This is a genomic window from Microbacterium sp. AG157 (assembly GCF_003385695.1).
GTDB lineage: Bacteria > Actinomycetota > Actinomycetes > Actinomycetales > Microbacteriaceae > Microbacterium > Microbacterium testaceum.
The window spans coordinates 455,763-482,602 of record NZ_QRDK01000003.1 but is presented as its reverse complement, the minus strand read 5'-3'; the positions used below and the strand labels follow the sequence as shown (position 1 = coordinate 482,602).

28 protein-coding genes are annotated in these 26,840 nt (G+C 70.0%); 21 read left to right on the top strand and 7 right to left on the bottom strand.

All coding sequences use genetic code 11. The annotated features are described in order from the left end of the window. Positions 1-36 precede the first annotated feature (36 nt). Complete coding sequence (locus DEU35_RS11565) at positions 37-1,365, top strand: dihydrolipoamide acetyltransferase family protein (protein WP_116239586.1); 1,329 nt, start codon at positions 37-39, stop codon at positions 1,363-1,365. A gap of 37 nt (positions 1,366-1,402) precedes the next feature. Here the strand turns inward: DEU35_RS11565 and DEU35_RS11560 are convergent, their stop codons facing one another. Both DEU35_RS11560 and DEU35_RS11555 read right to left on the bottom strand, forming a co-directional pair. After that, positions 1,403-1,579 (bottom strand): YegP family protein, encoded by a 177-nt coding sequence (locus DEU35_RS11560; RefSeq protein ID WP_094734354.1) that lies wholly within the window; start codon positions 1,577-1,579, stop codon positions 1,403-1,405. Positions 1,580-1,646: 67 nt separating this feature from the next. Beyond that, positions 1,647-3,086, bottom strand: coding sequence for an MFS transporter (locus DEU35_RS11555; RefSeq protein ID WP_116239723.1), 1,440 nt, complete (start codon positions 3,084-3,086; stop codon positions 1,647-1,649). 163 nt (positions 3,087-3,249) lie between these two features. On the opposite strand from DEU35_RS11555, the gene DEU35_RS11550 reads away from it, so the two are divergent. The 3 genes from DEU35_RS11550 to DEU35_RS11540 are packed head-to-tail and all read left to right on the top strand — an operon-like array spanning position 3,250 to position 5,827. Continuing rightward, entirely contained in the window at positions 3,250-4,149 is a 900-nt protein-coding gene (locus DEU35_RS11550; RefSeq protein ID WP_116239585.1) for a MetQ/NlpA family ABC transporter substrate-binding protein, read from the top strand. Further along, positions 4,146-5,171 carry a methionine ABC transporter ATP-binding protein gene (locus DEU35_RS11545; RefSeq protein WP_103207708.1) on the top strand — a complete coding sequence of 342 codons (1,026 nt, stop codon included), beginning with the start codon at positions 4,146-4,148 and terminating at the stop codon, positions 5,169-5,171. The genes DEU35_RS11550 and DEU35_RS11545 overlap by 4 nt, the downstream gene beginning before the upstream one ends. Next, positions 5,168-5,827 (top strand): methionine ABC transporter permease, encoded by a 660-nt coding sequence (locus DEU35_RS11540; RefSeq protein WP_103207710.1) that lies wholly within the window; start codon positions 5,168-5,170, stop codon positions 5,825-5,827. Before DEU35_RS11545 ends, DEU35_RS11540 begins: the two co-directional genes overlap by 4 nt. Positions 5,828-5,911: 84 nt before the next feature. Here DEU35_RS11540 and DEU35_RS11535 read toward each other — a convergent pair whose 3' ends face one another. Then, a complete protein-coding gene (locus tag DEU35_RS11535) occupies positions 5,912-6,817 on the bottom strand; it encodes a LysR family transcriptional regulator (protein WP_116239584.1) in 906 nt (301 codons plus the stop codon). 69 nt (positions 6,818-6,886) lie between these two features. Between DEU35_RS11535 and DEU35_RS11530 the strand changes: the two genes are divergently transcribed. The 4 genes from DEU35_RS11530 to DEU35_RS11510 all read left to right on the top strand — a co-directional run bounded on the left by DEU35_RS11530 (position 6,887) and on the right by DEU35_RS11510 (position 11,159). Then, positions 6,887-8,050: a TDT family transporter gene (locus DEU35_RS11530; protein WP_116239583.1), complete on the top strand. Its 1,164-nt coding sequence runs from the start codon at positions 6,887-6,889 to the stop codon at positions 8,048-8,050. Beyond that, entirely contained in the window at positions 8,047-8,610 is a 564-nt protein-coding gene (locus DEU35_RS11525) for a uracil-DNA glycosylase (protein ID WP_181904638.1), read from the top strand. The genes DEU35_RS11530 and DEU35_RS11525 overlap by 4 nt, the downstream gene beginning before the upstream one ends. A gap of 412 nt (positions 8,611-9,022) precedes the next feature. After that, positions 9,023-9,433, top strand: a complete 411-nt coding sequence (locus tag DEU35_RS11515; protein WP_116239722.1) for a hypothetical protein — start codon at positions 9,023-9,025, stop codon at positions 9,431-9,433. 334 nt (positions 9,434-9,767) lie between these two features. Then, complete coding sequence (locus DEU35_RS11510; protein ID WP_116239581.1) at positions 9,768-11,159, top strand: DUF1524 domain-containing protein; 1,392 nt, start codon at positions 9,768-9,770, stop codon at positions 11,157-11,159. A 155-nt stretch (positions 11,160-11,314) separates the two neighbouring features. On the opposite strand, the gene DEU35_RS11505 is transcribed toward DEU35_RS11510, so the two are convergent. Together DEU35_RS11505 and DEU35_RS11500 are read right to left on the bottom strand one after the other, a co-directional pair. Beyond that, positions 11,315-11,944, bottom strand: a complete 630-nt coding sequence (locus DEU35_RS11505) for a TetR/AcrR family transcriptional regulator (RefSeq protein WP_180993421.1) — start codon at positions 11,942-11,944, stop codon at positions 11,315-11,317. 10 nt (positions 11,945-11,954) lie between these two features. After that, positions 11,955-12,722, bottom strand: a complete 768-nt coding sequence (locus DEU35_RS11500; protein WP_258873536.1) for an acetoacetate decarboxylase — start codon at positions 12,720-12,722, stop codon at positions 11,955-11,957. Between the two features lie 90 nt (positions 12,723-12,812). Here DEU35_RS11500 and DEU35_RS11495 point away from each other — a divergent pair, with 90 nt between their 5' ends. Next, a complete protein-coding gene (locus DEU35_RS11495) occupies positions 12,813-13,697 on the top strand; it encodes a 3-hydroxyacyl-CoA dehydrogenase family protein (protein WP_116239580.1) in 885 nt (294 codons plus the stop codon). Positions 13,698-13,966: 269 nt separating this feature from the next. Here DEU35_RS11495 and DEU35_RS11490 read toward each other — a convergent pair whose 3' ends face one another. Further along, the gene (locus tag DEU35_RS11490; protein ID WP_116239579.1) at positions 13,967-15,292 is read right to left on the bottom strand and encodes an aspartate aminotransferase family protein; all 1,326 of its coding nucleotides are present in this window, start codon (positions 15,290-15,292) and stop codon (positions 13,967-13,969) included. Between the two features lie 84 nt (positions 15,293-15,376). On the opposite strand from DEU35_RS11490, the gene DEU35_RS11485 reads away from it, so the two are divergent. After that, positions 15,377-16,882 (top strand): PucR family transcriptional regulator, encoded by a 1,506-nt coding sequence (locus DEU35_RS11485; protein WP_181904637.1) that lies wholly within the window; start codon positions 15,377-15,379, stop codon positions 16,880-16,882. Positions 16,883-17,099: 217 nt separating this feature from the next. Here DEU35_RS11485 and DEU35_RS11480 read toward each other — a convergent pair whose 3' ends face one another. Next, a complete protein-coding gene (locus DEU35_RS11480; RefSeq protein WP_116239577.1) occupies positions 17,100-18,626 on the bottom strand; it encodes a CoA-acylating methylmalonate-semialdehyde dehydrogenase in 1,527 nt (508 codons plus the stop codon). Positions 18,627-18,789: 163 nt separating this feature from the next. Here DEU35_RS11480 and DEU35_RS11475 point away from each other — a divergent pair, with 163 nt between their 5' ends. From DEU35_RS11475 to rpsN, 11 genes are all read left to right on the top strand, one after another. Further along, a complete protein-coding gene (locus tag DEU35_RS11475; protein ID WP_116239576.1) occupies positions 18,790-19,788 on the top strand; it encodes a metal ABC transporter solute-binding protein, Zn/Mn family in 999 nt (332 codons plus the stop codon). Then, complete coding sequence (locus DEU35_RS11470; RefSeq protein WP_103207733.1) at positions 19,785-20,600, top strand: metal ABC transporter ATP-binding protein; 816 nt, start codon at positions 19,785-19,787, stop codon at positions 20,598-20,600. Before DEU35_RS11475 ends, DEU35_RS11470 begins: the two co-directional genes overlap by 4 nt. After that, positions 20,597-21,457: a metal ABC transporter permease gene (locus DEU35_RS11465; RefSeq protein ID WP_103207735.1), complete on the top strand. Its 861-nt coding sequence runs from the start codon at positions 20,597-20,599 to the stop codon at positions 21,455-21,457. The genes DEU35_RS11470 and DEU35_RS11465 overlap by 4 nt, the downstream gene beginning before the upstream one ends. A gap of 87 nt (positions 21,458-21,544) precedes the next feature. Beyond that, complete coding sequence (locus tag DEU35_RS11460; protein WP_103207737.1) at positions 21,545-21,958, top strand: Fur family transcriptional regulator; 414 nt, start codon at positions 21,545-21,547, stop codon at positions 21,956-21,958. Beyond that, complete coding sequence (locus DEU35_RS11455) at positions 21,939-22,973, top strand: permease (RefSeq protein WP_103207739.1); 1,035 nt, start codon at positions 21,939-21,941, stop codon at positions 22,971-22,973. Before DEU35_RS11460 ends, DEU35_RS11455 begins: the two co-directional genes overlap by 20 nt. After that, positions 22,966-23,823, top strand: coding sequence for a TIGR03943 family putative permease subunit (locus tag DEU35_RS11450; RefSeq protein WP_103207741.1), 858 nt, complete (start codon positions 22,966-22,968; stop codon positions 23,821-23,823). The genes DEU35_RS11455 and DEU35_RS11450 overlap by 8 nt, the downstream gene beginning before the upstream one ends. Further along, the gene (locus DEU35_RS11445; RefSeq protein WP_103207743.1) at positions 23,813-25,237 is read left to right on the top strand and encodes a hypothetical protein; all 1,425 of its coding nucleotides are present in this window, start codon (positions 23,813-23,815) and stop codon (positions 25,235-25,237) included. Before DEU35_RS11450 ends, DEU35_RS11445 begins: the two co-directional genes overlap by 11 nt. Continuing rightward, on the top strand, positions 25,237-25,935 hold the full coding sequence (locus DEU35_RS11440) for a DNA-3-methyladenine glycosylase (RefSeq protein ID WP_116239575.1): 699 nt from the start codon (positions 25,237-25,239) through the stop codon (positions 25,933-25,935). The genes DEU35_RS11445 and DEU35_RS11440 overlap by 1 nt, the downstream gene beginning before the upstream one ends. Before the next feature lie 139 nt (positions 25,936-26,074). Continuing rightward, a complete protein-coding gene (gene rpmB / locus DEU35_RS11435; RefSeq protein WP_055832508.1) occupies positions 26,075-26,311 on the top strand; it encodes a 50S ribosomal protein L28 in 237 nt (78 codons plus the stop codon). Next, a complete protein-coding gene (rpmG, locus tag DEU35_RS11430) occupies positions 26,311-26,481 on the top strand; it encodes a 50S ribosomal protein L33 (RefSeq protein ID WP_013584775.1) in 171 nt (56 codons plus the stop codon). The genes rpmB and rpmG overlap by 1 nt, the downstream gene beginning before the upstream one ends. Positions 26,482-26,485: 4 nt before the next feature. Then, entirely contained in the window at positions 26,486-26,791 is a 306-nt protein-coding gene (rpsN, locus tag DEU35_RS11425; protein ID WP_013584776.1) for a 30S ribosomal protein S14, read from the top strand. Positions 26,792-26,840 lie beyond the last annotated feature (49 nt).

Here is a 26,840-nt window from a genome sequence, read left to right as displayed (position 1 = left end):
CCGGTGACAAGCTGGCTTTCGAGCAAAGGACACACCGTGACCGAGCAGACCTTCGTTCTCCCCGACGTCGGAGAAGGCCTCACCGAGGCCGAGATCGTGCAATGGCGCGTCGCGCCCGGTGACACGGTCGCCGTCAACGACGTGATCGTCGAGATCGAGACGGCCAAGTCGCTCGTCGAGCTGCCGTCGCCCTACTCCGGTACGGTCGGCGAGCTGCTGGCATCCGAGGGGTCGACCGTGGAGGTCGGCGCCCCGATCATCACGATCGGATCGACGGATGCCGCCGCCCCGGCGCCCGCGGCCCCGGTCAGCGTCCCCGAGCCCAGCGACCCCGGCGGAGCGGTCCTCGTCGGTTACGGCACGGGCGGTGCGGTGTCGTCGCGTCGCCGCAAGCCCGCCGAGCGCCCCGTGAAGGCCTCGGTCGGCGTGGTCGCCAAGCCCCCGATCCGCAAGCTCGCGCGCGACCTCGGCGTCGATCTCTCGGCGGTGACGCCCAGCGGCCCCGCCGGAGAGGTGACCCGCGACGACGTCGTCAAGCACGCCGAGCAGGCGAGCGTCTTCCGCAACATCGAGACGCCCGCGTGGGGCGCCGTGCGCGAGGAGACGATCCCGGTGGCTGCTCCCGCGACGCCCGCGCCCACGGCATCCGCCCCCGCCTCCGACGCCCGCGAGGAGTCGATCCCCGTCCGCGGCGTGCGCAAGGCGACCGCCAACGCGATGACCTCGAGCGCGTACTCGGCGCCGCACGTGTCGGTGTGGGTCGACGTCGACGCCTCGCGCACGATGGAGCTCGTCAAGCGCCTCAAGGCCTCACCCGACTTCGCCGACGTGAAGATCTCGCCGCTGCTGATCATGGCGCGCGCCGTGATCTGGGCCCTGCGTCGCACGCCGATGATCAATGCCGCCTGGGTCGACACCGAGGACGGCGCGCAGATCTCGGTGCGCCACTACGTGAACCTCGGCATCGCCGCGGCGACCCCGCGCGGCCTGCTGGTTCCGAACATCAAGGACGCGCAGTCGATGAACACGCGCGAGCTGGCCAAGGCGCTCGAGACCCTCACCCTCACCGCGCGCGAGGGCAAGACGAGCCCCGCAGACCAGACCGGCGGCACGTTCACGATCACGAACATCGGCGTCTTCGGAGTGGATGCCGGGACCCCGATCATCAACCCCGGTGAGGCGGGCATCATCGCGCTCGGCGCGATCCGCCAGAAGCCGTGGGTCGTCGACGGCGAGGTGCGCCCCCGCTGGGTGACCACGGTGTCGGGCTCGTTCGATCACCGCGTGGTCGACGGCGACGGGATCTCGCGGTTCATCGCGGACGTGGCATCCGTGCTCGAGGAGCCGGCGCTGCTGCTGGACTGAGCGGGGACCGTCCTGTCGGCCCGCCGGCGACGCCCCGTCAGGTCAGATCGACGACCGGCGAATCCGCATTGTTCTTCACGGATTGAATGCCGTTCGTCGCCGCAGCTTTGGTCGTGTAGGCCTCGGAAACGGCGATGATCTCGCCATTCCCGGCTTTCAGGCGAAAGCGGAATTGGCCGTTGGGGGATTTGTACAGCTCGAATTTGCCCGCCATGTCAGCTCCTTTGCTCTACGGGACCATGATCGTCCCGCGTGCATTCCGTGACAAGAGGGCGGAGGGCTCAGGGCAGGGAAGGCCGCTTGTCGATCGGCGTCGATCGCGTGGGAATCAGCAGCGCCAGCACCAGGGCGATCGCGGCCGCCCCGATGCCCATCAGGAACGACACCTGGAACGCCTGCGAGGTCGGCACGCGGGTGTCGCCGCTGCCGGTCGACAGGGTCGCGAGCACGACGCCGACGATCGCCGCGGCCGTGCTCGTCCCGAGCGATCGCGCGAGGGCATTCAGGCCGTTCGAGGCGCCGGTCTCGCTCGGCGGCACCGCCCGCATGATGAGCATGGGCATGGCAGCGTAGCCGAAGCCGATCCCGAAGCCGATGAGGATGTTCGCCACGACGAAGTGCCACACCTCGGTCGAGAACATCAGACTGAAGCCGTAGGCGAGGATCAGCGAGATCGACCCCGCGACCAGCAGCACCCGGGGCCCGATCGTGCGGGCGAGGGTGCCCGAGATCGGCGAAAGCACCATCATCACCAGGCCCGACGGCATGACGACGAGGCTCGCGGCGAGCAGCGACAGGCCGAGGCCGACGCCGGTCGCCACCGGCAGCTCGAGCATCTGCGGGTACGCGACGTTCGAGGTGAACAGGGCGAAGCCCATCGCGACGGATGCCAGATTGGTGAGCAGCACGGGGCGGCGGGCCGCGACCCGAAGGTCGAGCAACGGGTTCTCGACGCGCAACTCGTACCAGCCCCACAGCAGCAGCACGGCGACACCGCCGATGGCGAGGCTCAGCGTCAGCGGCGACGTCCAGCCCCACGAGTTACCGCGCGAGACGGCCAGCAGCACGCCGATCAGGCCGATCGCGAGGCCCACGGCGCCGAGGTAGTCGAAGCGCCCCGCGGTGCGGAGCACGCTGACGGGGACGATCCAGAGGATCAGGACGAAGACGAGCGCGCCGAGGGCGCCGGCGATCCAGAACAACCAGTGCCAGTCGGTGTTCTCGGCCACGAGGGCACTGATCGGCAGACCCAGGGCGCCACCGACGCCGAGGGTCGCGCTCATGAGCGCGATCGCGCTGTCGACGCGGTTCTCGTGCAGAACGTCGCGCATGATCGAGATGCCCAGCGGCACCACGCCGACGACCGCCCCCTGCAGGGCGCGACCGACGATCATGCCGATGATCCCGGTCGACAGTGCGGCGACCACCGAACCGAGCATCATCACGACCAGCAGCACCAGCACGATGCGGCGCTTTCCGTACATATCGCCCAGGCGGCCGGCGATCGGGGTGATGACAGCCGCAGCCAGCAGCGTCGAGGTCACGACCCAGGCGGTGTCGTCGCGCGAGGCGTTCAGCAGCTGCGGCAACTGCGACTGGATGGGCACCACGAGGGTGAACATGAACGACGAGCACAGGCCCGCGAGGGCCAGGATCGCGACGACCAGACCCTGCGGGCTGTTCCGGGACAACCTTTTACGCGCGTTCTCATCCCGTGACATCACTGTCGAGGCTACGCCTCCGCTGTGAGCCCGCGGGTCGATGAGGCGCGCGATCATCGCCGATGCCTCGGCATCCACCCAATCCATTACTCCGCGTGACAGCCCGTTACCGGCCGTAACGCCTCGAATTCCGATCCCGGATGCCGCGTGCTGACGTGGTCTCATGACCTCTCGACGCACCGCACGCCTGGCCACGATCCTCAGTGCTTCCGCCACTGCCCTGATGCTGACGCTCACCGGCTGCTCCGGCGGTGCCCAGGGCGGTGACGAGTCCCGCCTCGTGCTCGGAGCCGACGACGGCAACGAGACGCACTGGACGGTGCTGAAGCAGAAGCTCGCCGACGAGGGCATCGACCTTGAGGTGCGCACCATCAACGATGGCGTTCAGCTCAACCAGGGCGTGCAGGACGGCGAGCTCGACGGCAACCTCTTCCAGCACCTCATCTACCTGTCGCAGTTCAACGTCGAGAACAACGGCTCGCTCGTGCCGGTCGGCGCGACCGCCGTGTACCCGCTCGCGCTGTACTCCGAGAAGTACACCGACGTGAAAGACCTGCCCGAGGGGGCGAAGGTCGCGATCCCCAACAACCCGACGAACCTCGCCCGCGGCCTGCTCAACCTGCAGACGGCGGGGCTGCTCACACTCAAGGACGGCGGCAACGCCTTCTCGACGCCGGCCGACATCGTCTCGACGAAGGTCGAGCTGCTGCCCGTCGACACCAACCAGACCGTCACCGCGCTCAAAGACGGCAGCGCCCAGGCCGCGATCGTCAACAACACGCAGGCGCAGAAGGGCGGGCTCGGCGACGAGCTCATCATCTTCAAGGAAGACCTGAACAACCCGCAGCTCGCCCCGTACATCAACGCCTTCGTCACGCGCGACGACAAGAAGGACGACCCGCGCTGGGCCAAGGTCGTCGCCGCGTACCACTCCACCGAGGTCGAGGCCGCGGTCACCGAGCTGAACCAGGGCAACCTGCAGTTCAAGACCGAGTGGACCGGCGCGCAGCTGCAGGACGAGCTGACGAGCCTCGAAGACGCCCTCAAGGCTCAGAAGGGATGACCGCGGTCATCGAGCTGCGGGGCGTCACCAAGAGCTTCCGCACCGATCGCCGCACCTCCACCACCGCCGTCGACGACGTGTCGCTCACGGTGGAGGAGGGGTCGATCGTCGGGGTGATCGGTTACTCCGGTGCCGGCAAGTCGACCCTCGTGCGGCTGCTCAACGGTCTCGAGCAGCCCACGTCCGGCACCGTCGAGGTGCTCGGAGTGAATGTGGGGGATGCCACCGAGGCGAGGCTGCGCGACCTCCGACGCCGCGTGGGCATGATCTTCCAGCAGTTCAATCTCTTCACCTCGCGGACCGTGGCGGCCAACGTCGCGTACCCGCTCAAGGTGGCGGGATGGAAGAAGGCCGACCGCGACAAGCGCGTCGCCGAGCTGCTCGACTTCGTCGGGATCGGCGATAAGGCGAAGCAGTACCCGCGGCGCCTGTCGGGCGGGCAGAAGCAGCGCGTCGGCATCGCCCGTGCGATCGCCACGGACCCTCGCATCCTGCTCGCCGACGAAGCCACCAGTGCCCTCGACCCGCAGACCACGGCCGAGGTGCTCGACCTGCTGCGCGAGATCAACCGGCGCCTGGGCATCACGATCGTCGTCATCACGCACCAGATCTCGATCGTGCACGAGCTGTGCGACCAGGTGATCGTGATGGACGGCGGCCGCGTCGTTGACAGCGGCGACACCTACCGCGTGTTCGCCCACCCGCGCGCCGAGCTCACCAAGCGCTTCGTCGCGGCGGTGACGCAGGGCGTGCCCTCGGGTGAGGCGCTGGCGGCGCTCGCCGCGGGCGGGGGAGAACTGGTGAGCGTCGAGGTGAACGAGTTCTCGAGCGAAGACGTCTCGAACGTGTTCCATCGCCACGGTGTGCGACATTCCGTCGTCTACGGCGGGGTGACCGACGTGCTCGGGCGCCAGCTCGGCACGCTGACGTACCGCGTGCACGGGGATGATCTCGACGCCGTCGTGACTGAGCTGCGCGCCCACACCGACGTCGTCCTCCCCGCGCAGGGGGTGCGCTCGTGAACAAGTGGGACACCCTCACCCCGGTGCTGATCCAGTCGATCGGCGAGACCGTCTACATGGTCGCCGTCTCGCTGCTCATCTCGGGCGTCGCGGGCCTGGTCATCGGCGCGCTGCTGTACGCCACGCGGCCGGGCAACCTGTTCGAGAATCGCGTGGTCTTCGCCGTCGCGAACCTCGTGATCAACCTCATTCGCCCGATTCCCTTCATCATCTTCCTCACCGCCGTGGCTCCGGTCACGCGCGCGGTGACGGGGACGACCCTGGGCACGGATGCCGCGATCGTCCCCATCACGATCATGGCCACGGTCGTGATCGCCCGCGTCGTCGAACAGAACCTCGTGGCCGTCGACCCGGGCACCGTCGAGGCCGCTCGGGCCGTGGGCGCGCGCCGCATCGGCGTGCTGTTCGGCGTCGTCATCCCCGAGGCGCTGGCCCCGCTGATCCTCGGCTACACGTTCATGTTCATCGCGGTCGTCGACATGTCGGCGATGGCCGGATACATCGGCGGCGGCGGCCTCGGAAACTTCGCGATCATCTACGGCTACCAGCAGTTCAATCAGCAGGCGACGTGGGTGACGGTGGCGATCATCGTCGTCATCGTGCAGGCAGGGCAGCTCATCGGCAACGCGCTCGCGCACCGCATCCTGCGCCGCTGACGGGGCGGGCGGCGGCCTTTCGTTGACGGCGTAGCGAATAGCGGCGCGTAGCGGGAGTCGGCGCCGCGACGAGCCGTGTATCGGTCAGCGCAGCTCGTGCGCGATCTCCAGGAAAGCTGCCGCGGTCGGCCCGGCGCGACCGGACCAGATCGCGCGCAGCGGTCGCACCAGTGCTGGTCCGTGTACCGGTACCCGGACCAGGAAGCGCGCGGCGAGATCTGCTTCGACGGTGCGGATGCTCATGACTGCGGGCGCGATGCCGGCGCGGGCGTTCGCCCGGATGATCGCCGTCGTCTCGAGGACCGCGGCGGGAGTCGCGAGCGTGAGGCCGACGTCGCGGAGCCACGCTTCGAGGGTGGCTCGGGTGCCGGAACCTTCTTCTCGTGTCAGCAATGGTGTCCGGGCCACTTCCTCGGCGCTGATGCTCGCTGTACGCGCCCAGGGGTGGTCTGGTGCCACGACGATGGCGAGTTCATCCTCCGTGATCACGCTGGAGGAGAGCTCGGCCGCGGCCGTCGGTGTTTCGATGAATCCGAGCTGCGCGACACCGGATCGAACGAGCTCTAAGGCTGTGGCTGAGTTGCCGGCGATCAGGCGCACACGCACGTCGGGTGTTCGCTGTCGGAATCCGAGCAGCCAGCGTGGGAGCAGCAGTTCGGCGATGGTCTGCGATGCGGCGACCACCAGCGAGCCGGTCGGCTCGCGCAGTGCTGCCACGCCTGCCTCGAGGTGGCGGGACGCCTCGAGGACCGGGCTCGCCAGCTCGAGCAAGATCCGGCCCGTGTCGGTCATGAGGGATCCTGCCGTGGAGCGGTGCACCAGCGGCTGCCCGATGGCGCGCTCCGCGACCCGCAGGCGCGCCGAGACGGCCTGCTGGGTGACACCGAGCGCTTCGGCTGCGCGGGAGAGCGAACCGGCCTCGGCTATGCGTTGGAGCACCTCCAGTGTGTCGAGATCCAGGATCCGGTCCGTCAATCGTCGCGTCGCCACAAACAATCATTGTGCCGCGCCAACACGATCGCCGTATCGGCTGGCGGTGGTGATGTTCAGGCTGGAGTCATGACCGTTTCCCTCGCCGCCCGCACCTCGTCCACGACTGGGGATCCCGCGCCGTCGTCGAGGCGCCTGTTCCGGGAGCTGGAGCGTCCGGGGCTGATCGTGTCGAACCTGACCCCGAACTGGTTCGCGTCGATCATGGGGACCGGCATCGTCGCGGTCGCCGCCGCGTCGTTGCCCGTGCAGTTCCCGGGCCTGCGCACCGGGGCCACCGTCGTCTGGGCCGTCGCCGCGCTGCTGCTCGTCGCGCTCACCGTCGCGACCGGACTGCACTGGGTCCGCTACCGCTCGACGGCGGCGAGGCACCACCTGAATCCGGTCCTCTCGCACTTCTACGGCGCACCGCCGATGGCGTTGCTCACCGTCGGCGCCGGCACCCTCCTACTCGGCAAGGACTGGATCGGCGTGCCCGCCGCCGTCGCCATCGACTGGGTGCTGTGGAGCATCGGAACCCTGGGCGGGCTGGTGACGGCGGTACTCGTGCCCTACCTCGCGTTCACCCGACACGAGAACAAGCCCGATTCCGCGTTCGGCGGCTGGCTGATGCCGATCGTCCCGCCGATGGTGTCCGCCTCCACTGGTGCACTGCTGCTGCCCTACACGCCCGCCGGGCAAGCGCGGGAGACGCTGCTGTGGTCCTGCTACGGCTTCTTCGGTCTCAGCCTGATCGCATCGCTCGTGGTGATCACGCTGATCTGGAACCGGCTTGCGCAGCACAAGGTCGGCGCGGCCGGGATGGTGCCGACGTTGTGGATCGTCCTCGGCCCGGTCGGGCAGTCCATCACCGCCGTCAACCTCCTCGCCTCGAACGCGCCGACCGTCGTGGACGCGAGCACCGCGCGGGCGCTGCTGGTCGTGGCTCTCGTGTACGGCTTCGCTATGCTCGGCTTCGCGCTGCTGTGGACCGTGATCGCGCTCGCGGTCACCATTCGAACCGCGAAGGAGCACCTGCCGTTCAGTCTGACGTGGTGGTCGTTCACGTTCCCCGTCGGCACCTGCGTCACGGGCCTGAACGGTCTCGCGCTGCACTCCGGTCTCACCGTCGTCGCCGGCCTCGCCGTCCTCTACTACGTCGGCCTGGTCGCTGCATGGGTAATCGTCGCTTCCCGCACGTTCCACGGTTCCGTGATCCGCGGCACCTTGCTGGCACCCCCGCAACCGGCATGACCGGCACCGACGAACCCGCAGACGTCCGTGCGTTGAACGCCCTCGCCGAGACATGGCGGACTAGCGAGGACGGGACGAGACGTTTCGTTCCGGGCTTCGATCCCCTTTCCGGCGGCACCGTCAGCCGAGTCCTCGTTCTGATGCAGTCGCCCGGACCTCAGACCATCGCCGCAGGATCCGCGGCGATCTGCAGCGAAGACAACCCCGGGCCCACCGCCACCGCGCTCCGGGCGGCCCGTATCGAGTCCGGACTCTCCCGCACCCATTACCTCCGATGGAACCTCGTCCCGTGGGAAATCTCTGGACGCGTCCGACCCGTGGACGTCGAGCAGGGCCGGCTCGCGCTTGGTGAGCTGCTGGAGCTGCTGCCCACGCTCAGGGCCGTTGTCACCTACGGAGCCGTGGCCCTGGACGGAGCCATGCGTCATCTCACCCTGCGCGAAGATCCCCGCGTCGTTCCCGTCCTCGCCGCACCGCACCCCTCACCCGCGAACGGACGTCACCGCGCCGACCAACACCTCCGCTCCGTAAACGCGCTCCGCCTCGCCGCCCGGCTCTGACCCGGGCGGCCAGCTGCGGACCGACTCAAACGCCGTCGCGGCGACACGCGCGTCTCGGGCGGGCGGGTGCTGGAACCGGGAAGCGGTGCGGGCACGTTCATGGGCATGGCCCCGGACGGCGCGCAGATGACGGGTGTCGAGTTGGACCCGCTCACCGCGGCGATCTCGCGGGCGCTGTACCCGGCCGCGGACGTGCGGACCGAGTCGTTCGCGGACACTCGGCTCCCGCGGGCATCGTTCGACGCCGCGATCGGCAACGTGCCATTTGCGGACATCGCGCCGCACGACTCCACACACAACCGTGGCGGGCACTCGATCCACAACCACTTCATCATCGAGTCGCTGGCCCTGACCCGCCCGTGTGCGGCGCGGTCCCTTCGCGCGTCTCGCGCAGCCCGCCTACCCTCAGAGGATGAGCCTCACCCGCACCCTCGCCCGCTGGCTGCTCGGTGCCGCACTCGTCTTCACCGGCACCGCGCACCTGACGTTTGCCCGCGACGACTTCGTCGCTCAGGTGCCGTCATGGCTCCCGCTCCCGGTCGATGTCACGGTGGTGGCGTCCGGAGTCGTCGAGATCACGCTCGGGCTCGCTCTCCTCGTCCTCCGCCGCAGGCGCGTCGCCGTCGGCTGGATCGTCGCGGCCTTCTTCGTCGCGATCTTCCCCGGCAACATCGAGCAGTTCGTCCGGGGCACCGACGCCTTCGGCCTCGACACCGACCTCGCTCGCGGCATCCGTCTGCTCTTCCAGCCCGTGCTAATCGCCTGGGCCCTCTGGTCGACCGAAGCGTGGAAGGCCTGGCGCACGCGAAGACGAGCCCGCTGAGGCGCGCAAACCGCATCCCCGCCCGCTGGAAGCGCGCCCCGCGCCCCCGGGTACCCCCTGTTGAGTGTCCACAACACCCGGACGATTCTCGAAACCGTCCGGGTGTTGTGGACACTCAGCGTGGTCGACCCCGGACCGCGGGGCGCGCCCGGTATCGATTTCGTCTCGACATTTCCCGCCCGCGCGTCCCGCATTCGCAATTCGTCCAGGTGCATTCATCGCGGCCGGGCGGCCTGCATTCCCCTGAATAGACTCGCGAGGTTGTCCAAACGGGGGAAGGGGGATCCATGCGATTCCGGAATGCAATGGTCCGAACGAAGGCGGCGGTGGCCGCGTGACGAATGCGACGCCGGGGTGGTACCCCGACACCGAGACTCCCGGCCGCCTGCGCTGGTGGGACGGCCGCCGGTGGACGAACGACTTCACGCCGCTGCCGCCCGCCCCCACCGTGACGACCGCCCCTCCGCCGGCCGCACCACGCGGGGCGCGCACCTGGTTCTCGCGGATCCCGATGTGGGGCCGGGTCGTGGCCGGCCTCGTCCTGCTCGTCGTGCTGTGGCTGCTCGCCCCGTTCGTCGCGATGGTCGCCCTCGTGGTGCTCATCACCGGCATCGTCTCGCTGGCGCGCAACACTCCGACCTGGCTGCGATTCCGCTCGCGATCGAGTGCCGCGCTCTGGACGGTCGCCGCCGTCGTCGCCTTCGCGGTTGCGGGAGGCATCACCACGGCCACCTCGCCTAAGAAGGCGACTCCGGTCGCCCAGGCGGTGCCCGTCGCCACGGCATCCCTCACCCCATCGCCGGCGCCCACGGCATCCGCCACTCCCTTCGCCGACGATCAGGCTGCCCTCGCCGCCTTCGCGGGGCAGCCGGGCACCGTCGCCGACGCCTCAGCGACGACCAACAAGACCGCGCTCGCGGTGCTCGACACCCTCGCCGTGAAGGGGCGCGCGCCCAAGACCGGGTACGACCGCGCCCAGTTCGGCCAGCGCTGGCTCGACGTCGACCGCAACGGATGCGACACCCGCAACGACATCCTCGGCCGCGACCTGAAGGATGCCGTGCGCTCCGGAACGTGCCGGGTGACCGGCGGCACGCTCTCCGACCCGTACACGGGGCGGAGCATCGCCTTCGTCCGCGGTCAGGGCACCTCGGAACTCGTGCAGATCGACCACGTCGTCGCGCTGTCCGACGCCTGGCAGAAGGGCGCGCAGCAGCTGACTGCCGACCAGCGGGCGAGCTTTGCGAACGACCCCCTGAACCTGCTCGCCGTCGACGGTGCGGCCAACGCGCAGAAGAGCGACGGCGATGCCGCCACCTGGCTCCCCGCTCAGAAGAGTTACCGCTGCACCTACGTCGCCGCGCAGATCGCGGTCAAGGCCACTTACGCGCTCTGGGTGACCGAGGCGGAGCGCGACGCGATGAAGCGCGTGCTCGAGGCGTGCCCCGATCAGCTCGTGCCGACCTCGGCCTTCGCCGCTCCGGCGCCGGTCCCGGTCGTCGAACCCGAGCCGGTCGTCGCTCCGGTCGTCGAACCCGATCCCGCTCCGGCGCAGCCTCAGCCCGCTCCCGCCGAGCCCGCGCCCGCGCCCGCGCCGCCCGCGGAGAGCGCGTACTACGCCAACTGCGACGCCGTTCGCGCGGCCGGCAAGGCGCCCCTCTATCGGGACCAGCCGGGTTACCGGTCGAAGCTGGACCGCGACGGCGACGGAGTGGCCTGCGAGTGACGAGCGCGCCGCTCACCCGCTGAGCACCCGAGTCGCGCCGCTCCGTCATCGGGAGGCGGCGCGTCTCGGAGAGCCGGCGGGAGGCCGGCTGCCGTGGCCCCGGGCCCGCGCGATCGTCCGGGCAGGGCGAGACCGGCCGCGGTGCGGCCCCGCGCTCAGGCGGAGGCGGCCCCGCGCGTCAGCCCGAGGATGCATCCCTCGACCGCGGCGACGCGCACTCGCTGGGTGTCGGCGTGCAGCACGCTCTGGCTCACCGCCCCGATGTGGGCGGCGACGACCGCGCGCGTGAAGAGGGCGGGGTCGATCACCGGGTGCAGGCCGATGCGCGCGAGGCACTCCACCAGCAGCGGCTGCAGCGTGTCGTGGAAGTGGTCGGTGTGCGCGGTGAGCAGCATCCGGACCTCCTCGTCGTGGCGCGCGCGCGTGATCAGCACGGAGCGGATCGCGTACCACTTCTCCTCGGGCGGGAGCCCCTCGACGACGCCGCGCACGATGTCGTCGAGGGTCGGCTCGTCGCTGCTGCGGGCGTCGCCGAGCATGTCGCTGAGCAGTTCGAAGACCAGCTCCGCCTGTTGCTCGTATACCGCGAAGAACACCTCGTCGACCGAGCGGAAATTGGAGTAGAACGCCCCGCGCGTGTATCCCGCGCGCCGCGTGATGGCCTCGACGCTCACCGAGGTGCTGCCGGTCTCGTCGAAGATCGCCTCGGCGGCCGCGATCAGCGCCGTACGGGTGCTGCTGCGGCGTCGCACGGGCTTCGGCGCCTCTGCGGGGGTGGTCGTCACGGGCTCCACGTTACGCAGCGGCGGCGCGGTTCACCTCGTCGAGGTAGTCGAAGACCGGGCGGACGGGGGCGAGCGTCAGATCGGTGACGATGTGCGAGGCGCTGACGATCTCGCGCACGGGGAGGTCGGCCATCGGTGCGAGGGCGTGCTCGAAGAGCTGCAGGCGGGCGGGCCCGGTCCACGCCTCCTTCACGACGATGTCGGTGATCTCGGTGCGCACGAGGTGGGCCGCGCGCATGCCCTGCGTGAACACGTCGGGCACGAGCTTGACCATGAAGGTCGGCACGGTGATCTGCGCCTTCGCCTCGTCGAGGTCGAGCGGCTCCCACTTGTAGCCCATGGTGGCCGTGGCCACGCGCTCGCTGCCGCGGTCGAGGGTGCCGACCAGGGCGCCCTGGTCGACGCGCAGGTCGGGAGTGCCGGTCACCTTCGGGTAGGCGCTGAGCTCGCGCCCCGACACGGTGGCCGCGAAGTTGTCCAGGTACATCGCGTGCAGGTACTCCCCGCGCTCACCGTCGAGGGTGACGGGGATCGCCTGGCCCGATTCCACGTACGGGCCGTAGCCGTCGACCTCGCCCATCTTCATGACCTCGAAGCGCACGAGCGGCTCGTCGATCTCGAGGGGCTCCGGAACCACGGCGCGCAACGCGTCTGCATCCGTTCGATAGACGACATTGAAGTACTCGCGGTCGAGGAAGCGCGTGACCCCCAGCGGGTAGACGGGGGCGGTCAGCGGCGTGGTGCCGCGGCGGAGGATCTCGAGGGGGTTCATCGTCATCACCTGTTCAGTACGAAGTGTATTGAGTACAGTGTGTATCGAGCGATTCGCATCCGCAAGGCGACCCTCTGCTCCACGAGAGGAAATGACATGAGCGTCCAGCTGCCCCAGAACATCGACACCCGACCCGTCACCGTGATCGGGGGTGGCACGCTCGGTCGTCGCATCGCGCTGATGTTCGCCAGCGGAGGGGCCGACGTGCGCATCTTCGATCTCGCGGATGCCGTGCGCTCCGCCGCCGTCGCCTACGTCGAGCAGACGCTGCCCTCGGTGGTGGCCGCCCGCGAGGGTGCCGTCGCCGGCACCGTGCAGGGCGCCGATGAGTTGGCATCCGCCGTCGTGGACGCCTGGCTCGTCGTCGAGGCCGTGCCCGAGCGCATCGAACTCAAGACCTCGGTGTTCGGCGACCTCGACCGCCTCGCGCCGGCGGACGCCATCCTCGCCAGCAACTCGTCGTCGTTCGCGTCACGCCTGATGATCGACCGGGTCTCGGCGCCCGAGCGCGTGCTCAACATGCACTTCTACATGCCGCCGCAGCAGAACGCGGTCGACCTCATGAGCGACGGGCGGACCGACCCGCAGGTCATCGCCTTCCTGCAGCAGCAGCTGCCCCGCTTCGGGGTCTTCCCCTTCGTCGCCCGCCAGGAGTCGACGGGCTTCATCTTCAACCGCATCTGGGCGGCCATCAAGCGCGAGGCCCTCGCTGTCGTCGCCGACGGCGTCTCGACCCCCGAAGATGTCGACGCCATGTGGCGGGTCAACTCCGGCGCCCCGGCGGGCCCTTTCCAGATGATGGATCAGGTCGGCCTCGACGTCGTGCTCGACATCGAGCAGCACTACGCCGACGAGAACCCGCACCTGCCCGAGGGGCCGCGCGAGCTGCTGAAGAGCTACGTGGATGCCGGGAACCTCGGCGTGAAGTCGGGACGCGGCTTCTACGACTACAGCGAGAAGGCCGCCGCGGCCGCCGCCTGACCCGCGTCGCCGCGCGCCCCTCCGTGGACGCTCGACGTCAGTGGGGGCGCCGCCGGAGTCAGGGCGGTGCCGCCTTTTCCCGCGTGAGCGTCCAAAACACCCGGACGGATTTCAGAATCGTCCGGGTGTTTTGGACACTCACGCGGGTGCGCGGGTGCGCGGGTGCGCGGGTGCGCGGGTGCGTGGGTGCGTGGGTGCGTGGGTGCGTGGGTGCGTGGGTGCGTGGGTGCGTGGGTGCGCGGGTGCGCGACTGGCCCCCGCGCGGGGCGTCAGTCGCGCGCGGCCTCGGCCTGCAGAACCTCGACCAGCACGTCGAGGCCGCGATGGGCGTCGGCATCGCCGATCACGGCGGGCGGCACCACGTGCACGCGGTTGTCGGCGGTGAAGCCGAGCAGGCCCTTCTCGAGCATCGCGGCCTTGATCGCGCCGATGCGTGCGGCGGCCAGGGGCTCGCGCGTGGCCTGGTCGGATACGAGTTCGACGGCCCAGAACACGCCGCGGCCGCGCACCTCTCCGACGAGCGGCGAGTCCTCGGCCAGCTGGCGCAGGCGCGGGCCGATGACCTTCTCGCCGATGCGGCGAGCGTTCTCGATCACGCCCTCATCGGCCATCGCCTGCTGGGCCGCGACGATGGATGCCGCGGCGAGCGGATGACCCGAGTACGTCAAGCCACCGGGGAAGACGCGGTCGTCGAACACCGAGGCCACGGCATCCGAGATCGCCACTCCACCCACGGGAACGTACCCGGAGTTCACGCCCTTCGCGAAGGTGATGAGATCGGGCCGCACGCCGAACGCGTCGAACGCGAACCACTCGCCCGTGCGGGCGAAGCCGGCCATGACCTCGTCGAGGATCAGCAGGATGCCGTAGCGGTCGGCGATCGCGCGGACGCCCTCGAGGTATCCGGGCGGCGGAACGAGCACGCCCGCGGTGCCGGGGATCGTCTCGAACAGGAACGCCGCGATCGTGTCCGGCCCCTCGGCCTGCACGGTGCGCTCGAGGTGGCGAAGGGCGCGCTCGCACTCCTGCTCGGGGGTCTCGGCCCAGAACTCCGACCGGTAGAGGTAGGGGCCGAACACGTGAACGTGTCCGCGCGAGTACTCGTTCGGCATGCGGCGCCAGTCGCCGGTCGCCACGATCGCCGACCCGGTGTTGCCGTGGTACGAGCGGTAGTGCGACACGATCTTGTCGCGGCCCGTGGTCAGGCGGGCCATGCGGATGGCGTTCTCGTTGGCATCCGCCCCGCCATTGGTGAAGAAGACCTTCGAGAACCCCTCGGGGGTCCGCTCGAGGATGAGCTCGGCCGCGTGCGCGCGCACCTCGCTGGCGTGGGCGGGGGCGACGGTGGTCAGCTGCGCGGCCTGCTCCTGGATGGCCGCGACGACCTTGGGATGCTGGTGCCCGATGTTGACGTTGACCAACATGCTCGAGAAGTCGAGGTAGCGCCGGCCGTCGGCATCCCACACCTCCACGCCGGAGCCGCCCGCGAGGGGGAGCGGGGCGAGGGCGCGCTGGGCCGACCACGAATGGAAGACGCTCGTGCGGTCGCGGTCGCTGATCTCGGCGTTGCGGGTCGTGGTGAGGGGAGTCGACATGCCACCAGTGTGAGCGCGCCGCGCCACACCGGGGAGCGCCGATATGTCGGTAATCTCGTCGGACGATCGACAGTTTGGCCCGCCATGCCCGCGACCCTCCGCACTCTCCTCGACGACCGCTCGTTCCCCCTGCGCGTGCTGAGCCGGCGGGACGACGAGGCGCTCGACCGCCCGCTGTCGTGGGTGCACAGTTCCGACCTGCTCGACCCCACCCCGTACCTCGAGGCGGGCAACCTCCTGTTGACCAACGGGGCGCAGTTCTCCGCCGATCCGGATGCCGCCGACGCCGTGGCCTACTGTCGACGCCTGCGGGCGCACGGGGTCGCGGGCCTCGGCTTCGCGACCGACATCATCCACGACCGCGTGCCCGAGGCCGTCGTGCGCGCGGGGGAGGCCGCCGACCTGCCGATCGTCGAGATCTCCGATCGGGCGCCGTTCATCCGGATCATCCGCTTCGTCGCCGACATCATCGCCGCCGACGGGGCCGCGCGCCTGTCGTGGCTGCTCGACGCCCAGCGCCAGGTGGCGCGTGCCGCGGTGCGCGACGACGGCCTGCGCGAGATCCTCGCCACGCTCTCTTTGCTGCTCGACGCGTGGGTCGAGCTGTACGACGCGGTCGGCGGGCGCCTGTCGTCTCCGGGCCTGCGCGCGGCGCCGGCCGAGGTCGAGGCGGAGGTCGGTCGCGACGTGCGGCGCCTGCTGGAGCGACGCACCGCGGCGAGCCTCGTCGTGCCGTCGGCCGGTCATGCGCTCGTGCAGACGATCGGGCAGAGCGGGCGGCTGCGTGGCGTGCTCGCGGTGGGTGGGCCCGAGCCGCTCGACCCGGCCGGCCGCGACCTCGTGGCTTCGGTGGTGGCACTGGCGAGCATCGCGCTCGAGCAGCAGCGCAGCGTACAGTCCGCCCTCCGCGGCGTGCGTGCCGGTGTGATCGACCTTCTGCTCGACGGGCAGGGCGACACGGCGCGGCGCGTGGCGGAGTCGGCGCTCGGCGGCCTGCCGGTCGAGCCCTACCTCGTCGGGGTGGTGCGCGGAGCCGGGGCGCGGCCGGGTCTGCTCGACGAGCTCGACCTCGTCTCGAGCGACCCCTCGCGCCTGTTCTCGGCGGAGCGTGACGACGATGTCGTCGTGCTCGCGGCCGACGGGGCGGCGTCGGCGCTCGCGGCGCTCGCCGAGCGCCGGGGTCTGAGCGTCGGCACCGCCCGTCACGACACGGGCGACGACCTCGCCGAGGCTCTGCGACGCGCAGCGCACGCGGCCCGTGACGCCGGGGTCGGCGCCCTGCGCGCCTATGACGAGCTCGCCGGACGCGGCCTGGTCGGCGCGCTCCGCGACCACGGGGGCGAGGTGCTCGCGCGTTCCCTCTTGCAGCCGCTCGACGCGCTGCCGGCCGTCGAACGGGGGCGCCTCCGAGATTCGGCGCGGGTCTGGCTCGACGCCAACGGTGCCTGGGATCCCGCGGCGCGGAGTCTCGGCATCCATCGGCACACCCTGAGGGCGCGCATCGCGCAGCTGGAGCAGGTGCTCGGGATCGACCTGTCGAGCTTCGCCGCGCGGGCCGAGCTGTGGGCCGCGCTCGAGCTCGAGGGCTGAGCGTTCCGCCGGTCGATCCCGTTGCCGCGGGACCGACCGGCGGATCTCGTGGACGACATGCCGGTGCCCGCAGCCGTCGGGTGGCGGGGCGGTGGTGCGGTCCGCGTGACGGCACCGCCCGCGGGAGGCGGGGTGGCGGAAGACCCGCGGAGAACGACGGATGCCGCGACCCCGAGGCTCCGAAGAACCCGGGGTCGCGGCATCCGGCGCAGGAGGCTCAGCTGTTCTGGGGGAAACCGAGGTTGATGCCGCCGTGCGTGGCGGGGTCGAGCCAGCGGCTGGTCACGGCCTTCTCTCGGGTGAAGAAGTCGAAGCCGTGCACGCCGTAGGCCTTGGCGTCGCCGAAGAGCGACTTCTTCCATCCACCGAAGGAGTGGTAAGCGACGGGCACCGGGATCGGCACGTTGATGCCGATCATGCCGACGTGGACCTCGTTCTGGAAGCGCCGTGCCGCCCCGCCGTCGTTCGTGAAGATCGCGGTTCCGTTGCCGAAATCGCCGCTGTTGATGAGCTCGAGACCCTCTTCGTAGCTCTTCACGCGCACGACCGAGAGCACGGGGCCGAAGATCTCCTCGGTGTACGCGCGCGAGGTGGTGGGCACCTCGTCGAGCAGCGTCGGGCCGAAGAAGAACCCGTTCTCATGACCGTCGACGGTGAATCCTCGCCCGTCGACGACGATCTTCGCGCCATCGGCCTCGGCGATGTCGACGTAGGACGACACCTTGTCGCGATGGGCTTCGCTGATGAGCGGGCCCATGTCGGGTTCGCTGCCGCCGTCTCGTCCCGCCGCACCGTTGCCGATGCGCAGTCGGCCGATTCGTTCGGTCACCTTGGCGATCAGCTCATCGGCGACCGGGTCGACCGCCAGCACGACGGAGACGGCCATGCATCGTTCGCCCGCCGCGCCGAAGCCGGCGTTGACCGCCTGATCGGCCACGAGATCGAGGTCGGCGTCGGGAAGGACCAGCATGTGGTTCTTCGCGCCGCCGAGCGCCTGGACGCGTTTGCCGTTCTTCGCGGCCGTCTCGTAGATGTACTGCGCGATGGGGGTGGAGCCGACGAACGAGATCGACTGCACCACGGGGCTGTTCAAGAGCCCGTCGACGGCGACCTTGTCGCCCTGCAGGACGGTAAACGCCCCGGCGGGCAGACCCGCCTCCGCCCACAACTGCGCGAGCCAGAGGGATGCCGAGGGGTCTTTCTCGCTCGGCTTGAGCACGACCGCGTTGCCCGCGGCGAGGGCGATGGGGAAGAACCACATCGGTACCATCGCGGGGAAGTTGAACGGGCTGATCACCCCGACGACCCCGAGCGGCTGCTTGAGCGAGTAGACGTCGATGCCGTTGGAGGCGTTCTCGCTGAACGCTCCCTTGAGGAGGTGCGGGAAACCCGTCGCGAGCTCGACGACCTCTTGCCCGCGGGCGATCTCGCCCATGGCGTCGGAGAGCACCTTGCCGTGCTCGGAGGTGAGGATCTCGGCCAGCTCGGTCTTGCGAGCGTTCAAGAGCTCGCGGAAGGCGAACAGCACGCTCTGCCGCTTGGCGATGGAGTACCCGCTCCAGACGGCGAAACCGCGTTGCGCCGAAGCGATGGCCGCGTCGACCTCCGCCTCGTCGGCGAGGGCGACGTGGGCCTGCACGGCGCCGGTGGCCGGGTTGTACACGGGAGCGGTGCGGCCGCTGGTCGAGGGCGAGGCGGCACCGTCGATCCAGTGCGCGATGACGGGGAGATCGTGGTCGGTCATGGCACCCAGTAAAGGACGTCGGCGACGATTCGACTCCTGCCGATGTGCACAGGGGAGGCTTCTCTCCTGGACGATCTGGCAGGGTCCTCGGTTCCCCCTGCGAAATACTTTGGCCGCTCCCCGCGATTTTGAGAACGATTATCAACGGCGATAGAGTTTCCCCATGACCCGTCGCTTCCTCGCCCCCGTCATCCTCGGGGCCGTCTCCGTTCTCGCTCTCGCCGGTTGCGCCGGAGGCACCGCCTCACCCGCATCGTCGGACTCGACCGGAAAGGTCAAGGTCGTGGCGTCCACCGATGTGTACGGCTCGATCGCGCAGGCGGTCGGCGGGGACTACGTCGAGGTCGCCTCGATCATCACCTCGCCCAGCCAGGACCCGCACGAGTACGAGGCGAGCGCGCAGGACCAGTTGACGCTGAAGAACGCCGGCCTCGTGATCGAGAACGGCGCGGGCTACGACGCGTTCATGGAATCGCTCATCGAGGCCAGCGGCACCTCGGCTCCGGTGCTCACCGCGGTCGAGTACAACCACGACTACCCGGGTTCGACGGACCACGCCGACGACGCGAGCCCCGCGCCCAGCGAGAGCGCGGATGATCACGGGCACTCCGACGACGACGGCCACGCGCACATCGAGGGCTTCAACGAGCACGTCTGGTACGACCCGCACACGATCGAGGATCTCACCGAGGCCATCGCTGAACAGCTCGGAAAGATCGCCCCCGAGCACGTGTCCGACTTCAACGCCAACGCCGAGGCCTTCGCCCAGCAGATCGCCGGTCTCGAGGACTCCCTCGACGCGATCAAGGCGAAGGATGCCGGCAAGAAGATCTTCGTGACCGAGCCGGTGCCCGTGTACCTGACCACCACCGCGGGCCTCGACAACGCGACTCCGAACGAGTTCAGCGAGGCGGTCGAAGAGGGTCAGGATGTTCCGCCCGCGACCCTGCTCGAGTCGCTCCAGCTGCTGGACTCGGGTCAGATCAGCGTCATGATCGTCAACCCGCAGACCGGGGGCGCCGAGGTCACGCAGGTGCAGAACGAAGCGAAGTCCAAGAACATCCCCGTGATCGAGTTCACGGAAACGCTCCCCGAGGGACAGACTTACATCTCGTGGATGCAGAGCAACATCACGGCGCTGTCCGACGCGCTGGCGGCGTGAGCGCGACCGCACCGCTGCGCATCCGCGGAGCCGCCCTCGAACGAGGGGGCCGGGAGCTCTGGGCCGGGCTCGACCTCGAGGTCGAGCCCGGCGAGCTCGTCGCCGTGCTCGGTCCCAGCGGCTCGGGCAAGACCACTCTGCTGCGGGCGATCCTCGGGCTCGAGCGCCTCAGCGGGGGATCGATCGAGGCGCTCGGAGCCCCGGTGCGACGCGCCGGCAACCGGCGCATCGGCTACATCCCCCAGCAGCGACCCCTGCCGCGCGAGACGCCCCTGCGCGGCCGCGACATCATCGGTCTCGGGGTCGACGGGCATCGCGTCGGTCTGCCCCTCTCTCGCAAGAAGGATCGCGCGCGCATCGACGAGCTGCTCGAGGCCGTGGGGGCCACGGCGTTCGGCGACCGCCCCGTGGGGCTCCTTTCCGGCGGAGAGCAGCAGCGTCTGCGCGTCGGTCAAGCCCTCGCCGACGACCCCGCGCTCCTGCTCTGCGACGAGCCGCTGACGAGCCTCGACCTCGCCAACCAGCAGGCCGTCGTACGGCTGATCGACCGCCACCGTCGTGAGCGCGACGCGGCCGTGCTGCTGGTGACGCACGACATCAATCCCGTGCTGTCCCGCGTCGACCGCATCCTCTACATCGCCAACGGCCGTTTCACCCTCGGCACTCCCGACGAGGTGCTCACGACCGAGACCCTGTCGGCCCTGTACGGCGCCCCCGTGTTCGTCGTCCGCGCCGGCGATCAGCTCATCGTCGTCGGAGCCCCGGATGCCGAGGACGCCCACCACCATCACCACGACGAGGACGACGCATGAACTGGTCCGACGTCGGCACCGCCCTCTTCGGCGGGGTGAGTCAGTACGGCGCGATCCTCGAGCTCGTGCAGAACTCCGTCTACGCGGGGGCCGTGCTCGGCCTCGTGGGCGGACTCATCGGCGTCTTCGTCATGCAGCGCGACATGGCCTTCGCCGTGCACGGCATCAGTGAGCTGTCGTTCGCCGGCGCCGCAGTGGCCCTGCTCATCGGCGTCGACGTCGTCTCGGGGTCGATCGTCGGCTCGCTCATCGCGGCGGCTCTCATCGGGGTGCTGGGCGCCCGCGCGCGCGATCGCAATTCGATCATCGGCGTGCTCATGCCGTTCGGGCTGGGTGTCGGCATCCTGTGCCTGTCTCTCTACAACGGACGCAGCGCCACGCGCTTCAGCCTGCTCACCGGGCAGATCGTGTCGGTGCAGAGCGAGCAGCTGGGGTGGCTCGTCGTGATCGGCATCGCGGTGCTGGTCGTCCTCCTGCTCATCTGGCGACCGCTGCGCTTCGACTCTCTCGACCCCCAGTCGGCCGCGGCCCGCGGCGTGCCGACCACGGCGGTGTCGCTCGCGTTCATGCTGCTGCTCGGGCTGATCGTGGCGGTCGCGGTGCACATCATCGGCGCCCTGCTCGTCATGGCGCTGCTGGTGACCCCGGCCGCGGCGGCCATGCGCGTGGCATCCGGTCCCCTCTCGGTGCCGCTGCTCGCGGCGCTGTTCGGCTTCGTCTCGGCCGTGGGCGGGGTGCTGCTCGCGGTGGCGGGGACTCTGCCGGTGAGCCCGTACATCACGACCATCTCGTTCGCGATCTATCTCGTGTGCCGCCTCGTGGGCGCGCGACGAGACCGCACGACCCGCGCTCTCTGAGTCGCCCGCCCGCCGCGCGGGATTCCGGCGGGGGCCACATCGGTCACGCCCAGCCGATTCACCGATCCCCTCGCTAGACTCGCGGCCATGGTCCAGCGCAATACGTGGCAGCGCGAACGCGTGCGGGAGGCTCTGTCCGGAGCTCCCGGCTTCGTCAGCGCCCAGTCGCTGCACGCGACCTTGCGCGACGAGAACACCGGTATCGGGCTGGCGACGGTCTACCGCACGCTCGCGGGTCTCGCCGCCCGCGGCGACGCCGACTCGCTGCAGAGCCCCGACGGGGAGAACCTCTTCCGCGCCTGCGAGACGCGCGGGCATCATCATCATCTGATCTGCAGATCCTGCGGCAAGGCCGTCGAGATCGCCGCGACCGACGTCGAGGAGTGGGCGCAGCGCACGGCCGCGCAGCACGGCTTCAGCGAGGCCGAGCACGTCGTCGACATCTTCGGCATCTGCACCGATTGCGCCCGTGCCCGGGCTCGTGAGCGTGGCGACGAGTAGTCGCACCACGGCTCCCACGCCGCAACGCTCGGGCGCCTCCCGCACCCTCGTCGCGCTCGGCCTGGGCGTCGTCGTGGTCACGGCGCTGTTCCTCGTCGACGCCATCGCCCCCACGTTCTTCGCGCAGTCGCTGCCCACGCGCGCGCAAGACGGGCTGACGCTCGCCCTGAGCGTGCTCATCGAGTCGCTGCCGTTCGTGGTCCTCGGCGTGGTGCTGTCGATCATCGTGCAGGTGTGGGTTCCCCCGGGAGCGATCGAGAGATGGATGCCGCGCGCGCCGTGGGCGCGCCGGGCGGTCCTGTCGCTGCTGGGCATGTTCATCCCGGTCTGCGAGTGCGGCAACGTGCCCTTCGCCCGCGGTCTGCTCATGCGCGGTTTCGGGGTGAGCGACACGCTGACCTTCCTGGTGGCGGCCCCGATCGTGAACCCGATCGTCATCATCAGCACCCACGCGGCCTTCGGCTTCAGCGACGGCATCCTGGTGGCGCGCCTGATCGGCGGCTACCTGGTCGCCAACCTGATCGGCTGGCTGTACAGCCGGCATCCCGATCCCGACAAGCTGCTCACCGAACGCTTCCTCGAGACGTGCGAGATCGTGGTGCAGGAGCGCGGCGACCGTGGTCGGCGCACCCTCGCCCAGTTCGTCGTCGAGCTGCGTTCGGTCATGCCCGCCCTCATCATCGGCTCCCTGCTGGCCGGCGCCGTGCAGGTTCTCATCCCGCGCAGCGCCCTGCTGGCCATCGGGTCCGACCCTGCGCTGTCGATCGCCGCGATGATGGCCCTCGCGATCGTGGTGTCGCTGTGCTCGAACGTCGACGCGTTCTTCGCCCTGTCGTTCGCCTCGACGTTCACGCCCGGCTCGATCGTGGCGTTCCTCGTGGTGGGACCGATCATCGACCTCAAGATGATGGCCCTGCTGCGCACGACCTTCTCGACCCGCGTGCTCGTCGGGATGACGGTCGTCGTGGTGCTCTTCGCCTTCACGCTCGGAACGGTGGTGAACCTCCTTGTCTAGAACGGGTGCTCTCGCCACGCGCTGGCTCGGGGTGGGCCTGACCGCGTGCCTGTCGATCACGACGATCACGCTGTGGGCGACCGGGCGGATGGCGCTGTACATCAACCCCGATTCGGCGTGGTTCGCCGTCGGCATGGCCTTCCTGGCGCTGGTCGGCTCGATCGCCTCGTTCGCCCTCCCGCTCGGCGCCGAGGCCGACCACGGACACGATCACGCGCACGGCCATGCCCCCGCCGCCGCCTCGGCCCGGCGCGAGGCGTTCGCGCACGCCGACCACGCGCACGCCGACCCGCTCGACGCGCACGATCACGCGGCCCACGAGCACCTCGCGGCCCGCCCGCGCCTGACCCCCGGCGGGATCGCGGCGTTCACCGGCGGCGTGCTCGCGTCGGGTGCGGTAATCGCCGTGCTGCTCACCCCCGCCGCCTCGCTGTCGACCGAACTCGCGGTGTCGCGCGACGTGGGAGCCCCACCGCTGTTCGCAGGATCCGACGTCGTGACCCTCGCCGCCTCGGGAGACACGTCGAAGTTCGGCATCGGCGACTGGTCGGCGGTCTTCGCGCACGCCACCAATCCCGAGACCTTCGACGGCAAGCCCGTGACCCTCACCGGGTTCATCACCCCGGCGAACGACGGCTCGAGCTTCGATCTCACCCGGCTCGTCATCACGCACTGCGTGATCGACGCGCAGACGGCCCGCTTGCCGATCGCGGCCACCGCCGATGCTCCCTCGACCGGTCAGTGGGTGACCGTCACGGGCACGGTCCGCTCGAGCGGAGACGGCAAGCTCACGGTGCACGCCGACCAGGTCGCCGCGATCGCCGAGCCTTCGGACCCGTATGAGTACTGATACCCGTCGCGGCGGCGACTCCCGTCGTTCGCGCGCCCGTCGTCGGCGCGGGCGCGGCTTCGCGATCGCTTTCGCCACGGTCCTCGTCGGTCTCGTCGTCGTCGGCGGCCTCGGTGGAGTGGTGGCGGTGGCGCAGGGCCCCCGCGTCACGGACGTGCAGGTCGACCCGGCGGCCGCCGTCGCGGCATCCGGCTCCCGCGTGATCCTCACCACGACCCAGTCGCTCGAGAAGGTCGACCCGTCGCAGGTGCAGGTCGACCCGGCGACCCCGTTCACGGTCGACACCTCGGGTCGCAGTGTGGGCGTGCGTTTCACGCTTCCGCTGCGCGACGACACCGACTACACCATCACCGTGAACGGGGTGAACGGACTCGGCGCGGGCCCGGCCTCGACGCTCACCGAGACGTTCCGCACCCCGGCTCTGCAGGCGTATCTGATGCAGCGCGGCACCCCCGAGGGCGACACCATCTTCCGCACCGATCTGCAGGGACAGGCGGGCCTGCCCGTCTTCGTGCACCCGCACATCGAGGACTTCCGCGCCACCGCCAACCATCTCGTCATCTCGGTGCGCGACGGCGACACCCCGCGGGTCATCGTGACCGACCCCGACGGCAAGAACCCGCGCGACATCCCCCTGCCCGGGCCCGGTTACGTCACCAACCTGCAGTCGGCCGACCGCGGTGAGCGCATCGGGTTCACCTTCTCGGATGCCGACCTGGGCGCCGCCGGGGGGCGCGAGAGCCGCCTGTTCACGGCGTCGGCCGCCGACGACTCGCCGCCCGTCGAGGTGGGCCTGAACGGCGGCGACGTGCGCATCGCCGACTACCGCTTCGTGCCCGACACCGACAGCATGCTGGTGCTGACCTTCGACTCGCGACTCCTGCTCACCGACGCGCAGGGCGGCAACGCCGCTCCCCTGGGAAGTGCCGTCTCGATCGACGGCATCGCGCGCGGATCGTCGATCGCGATCGTGGAGCGCCTCGAGGGCATCCGCGAGATCAACCTCACCGACGGGTCGGAGCAGGGGCTCGTCGAACCGGTCGATCCCCCGGGGATGGCGGGCCGGGCAACCCCTCTGCCCGGGGCGGGAGCGGGCACGATCCGTTCGTTCGCCGACATCAGTACCGACGGTGTCTCGCGCTCGACGATCGTCTCGCACGTCGGCACCGACGGCACCGTGCGGCAACTACTGAGCGTCCCGGGCTCCGACACCGTGCTGCAGACCTGCGTGTCCCCGAGCGGGCGCTACGCCGCCGTGCTCGTCGCTCCCCGCGCGGTCGACAACCCCTTCGACAGGTACCAGTTGCCGCTGCCGCAACGCCTGCTCACGCACCTCGTCGAGGTCGACACCGGTCAGGAGGTCGTGGCGCTGCAGGGTTTCGATCTGTCCTGGTGCCAGGTGCCCCCGCAGTGATGCGTCCCGCCACCCGTGCCGACCTCGCCGACCTGCCGGTCGAGGTCGCACCGCGGTTGCTCGGGGCCCTGCTCGAGACCGAGGTCGGCGGAGAGAGGGTGGTCGCGCGTCTGACCGAGGTCGAGGCGTACCACGGCCGCGGCACCGGAGATCAGCCCGATCCGGGCTCGCACGCCCGCATGGGACCGACCGCGCGAAACGCCACCATGTGGGGCGAGCCCGGTCACCTGTATGTGTACCTGAGTCACGGCATCCATTCGTGCGTCAACGTCGTGTGCGGACCCGACGGCATTGCCGGGGGAGTGCTGCTGCGCGGCGGCGAGATCGTCGAGGGGGCGGACATCGCCGAACGCCGTCGTCTGGAACGTCGCGGCGCCGTACGGGCGGCGCGCGATCTCGCCCGCGGTCCCGGGCGCTTCGGAGACGCGGTGGGCCTTCGGCATCCGATCCACGACGGCATCGACGCGGTCACCGGCGAGATGCGCGCGGGCGCGCGAGCGCGGTTGCTCCTGCCCGGGGCGCCGCCACCGGCCGTGGCGACCGGGCCGCGTGTGGGCGTCGCGGGCATCGCGGGCACCGACGCCTTCCCCTGGCGCTTCTGGATCGAGGGGGATGCCACGGTCTCGACGTTCCGATGGGGGCGCGGTGCGGCGGAGGCGACTGCCCGTCAAGGCGACACGCCGCCCGTGCTAGACTGACCCCTTGTCTGCGCGCACTCCAGCACGCAGTTCGCATCCCTCACTCTCGAACGTGGCCATCGGCCGCGCTCGGACGGGGTGCAGACAAGGGATCTTGGGTGGCACCGTCCGGTGTCACGGTACAGAAGGAGACATCACCATGGCAGCAGTGTGCCAGGTGACTGGAGCGGTTCCCGGCTTCGGTCACAACATCTCGCACTCGCACCGCCGGACGAAGCGCCGCTTCGACCCGAACGTGCAGAAGAAGACCTACTTCGTTCCGTCGCTGGGTCGCAACATCAAGCTCAACGTTTCGGCGAAGGGCATCAAGGTCATCGACGCTCGCGGCATCGAGTCCGTCGTCCGTGACCTGCAGGCGAAGGGCGTGAAGCTGTAATGGCGAAGAAGGCTCAGGACGTTCGTCCGATCATCAAGCTGCGTTCGACCGCCGGCACGGGCTACACCTACGTGACGCGCAAGAACCGCCGCAACAACCCCGACCGCATCGTGCTCAAGAAGTACGACCCCGTGGTCCGCAAGCACGTCGACTTCCGAGAGGAGCGCTAAGCACATGGCTAAGAAGAGCAAGATCGCGCGCAACGAGCAGCGCAAGGTCGTCGTCGAGCGCTACGCCGCGAAGCGCGCCGAGCTGAAGAAGACCCTGGTCGACCCCACCGCCACCGACGAGGCCCGTGAGGCCGCCCGCGTGGGTCTGCAGAAGCTGCCCCGCAACGCGTCGCCCGCGCGCGTGCGCAGCCGCGACGTCATCGACGGTCGCCCCCGTGGTGTCCTCACGAAGTTCGGCGTCTCGCGCGTCCGCTTCCGTGACATGGCCCACCGTGGCGAGCTGCCCGGTGTGACCAAGTCGTCCTGGTAAGCACCAGACATCGTTCGAAGGGCGAGGGTTTCCGAGAGGAGCCCTCGCC